Origin of the sequence: Arthrobacter glacialis (assembly GCF_002909415.1) — a bacterium.
In the GTDB taxonomy this organism is placed as follows: Bacteria; Actinomycetota; Actinomycetes; order Actinomycetales; family Micrococcaceae; genus Specibacter; species Specibacter glacialis.
Genome location: NZ_PPXB01000029.1, coordinates 1 through 1,644, shown reverse-complemented (window position 1 = coordinate 1,644; position 1,644 = coordinate 1). Strand labels below are relative to the sequence as shown.

Genomic DNA, 1,644 nt, shown 5'->3' with positions numbered 1-1,644 from the left:
TCAACTAACAAACTCTGGGTTTGTTGGTTGGGAACCACATAGTGAACGCGAGCAATTTATGCTTTATAAGGTGTGTGTAGTGTAAGTTATCGGCTTATTAGTACCGGTCAGCTTCACGAGTCTTTAGTCCTCGCTTCCACGTCCGGCCTATCAACCCAGTGGTCTAGCTGGGGGCCTCTCACACTTACGTGTATGGAAATCTCATCTCGAAGCGGGCTTCCCGCTTAGATGCTTTCAGCGGTTATCCCATCCGAACGTAGCTAATCAGCGATGCACTTGGCAGTACAACTGACACACCAGAGGTTCGTCCGTCCCGGTCCTCTCGTACTAAGGACAGCCCTTCTCAAATTTCCTGCGCGCGCAGCGGATAGGGACCGAACTGTCTCACGACGTTCTAAACCCAGCTCGCGTACCGCTTTAATGGGCGAACAGCCCAACCCTTGGGACCTACTCCAGCCCCAGGATGCGACGAGCCGACATCGAGGTGCCAAACCATGCCGTCGATATGGACTCTTGGGCAAGATCAGCCTGTTATCCCCGAGGTACCTTTTATCCGTTGAGCGACGGCCATTCCACAATGTGCCGCCGGATCACTAGTCCCGACTTTCGTCCCTGCTCGAGGTGTCCCTCTCACAGTCAAGCTCCCTTGTGCACTTACACTCGATACCTGATTGCCAACCAGGCTGAGGGAACCTTTGGGCGCCTCCGTTACTTTTTAGGAGGCAACCGCCCCAGTTAAACTACCCATCAGGCACTGTCCCTGACCCGGATTACGGGCCGAAGTTAGATGTCCAAAGTGACCAGAGTGGTATTTCAACGATGACTCCATCACAACTAGCGTCGTGACTTCACAGTCTCCCACCTATCCTACACAAGCCACTCCGAACACCAATACCAAACTATAGTAAAGGTCTCGGGGTCTTTCCGTCCTGCTGCGCGTAACGAGCATCTTTACTCGTACTGCAATTTCGCCGAGTTTATGGTTGAGACAGCGGGGAAGTCGTTACTCCATTCGTGCAGGTCGGAACTTACCCGACAAGGAATTTCGCTACCTTAGGATGGTTATAGTTACCACCGCCGTTTACTGGGGCTTAAATTCTCAGCTTCGCTACCGAAGTAGCTAACCGGTCCTCTTAACCTTCCAGCACCGGGCAGGAGTCAGTCCGTATACATCGTCTTGCGACTTCGCACGGACCTGTGTTTTTAGTAAACAGTCGCTTCCCCCTGGTCTCTGCGGCCCACACCCGCTCATGAAGAGTAAATCTTCTTCACGGGGCAGGCCCCCCTTCTCCCGAAGTTACGGGGGCATTTTGCCGAGTTCCTTAACCATAATTCTCTCGATCGCCTTAGTATTCTCTACCTGATCACCTGTGTCGGTTTGGGGTACGGGCAGTTAGAACCTCACGTCGATGCTTTTCTAGGCAGCATAGGATCACCGAATTCCCCCATACGGGGGTCCCATCAGATCTCAGAATCGTCATTGAAGACAACACAACGGATTTGCCTATCGTGTTTCCTACGTCCTTAGACCGGGTCTACCATCGCCCGGCTCGGCTACCTTCCTGCGTCACACCTGTTAATACGTTTACCTCCCTGACTCAGGTCCCACGCTCCCTGTATACCCTGGCCCCGAAGGACACTCAG

Annotated in this window: 1 rRNA gene; it reads right to left on the bottom strand. The window is 53.1% G+C overall.

The features are described from left to right. Nucleotides 1-76 precede the first annotated feature (76 nt). Nucleotides 77-1,644: ribosomal RNA gene (locus CVS28_RS20030) — 23S ribosomal RNA — on the bottom strand; the annotation flags it as partial.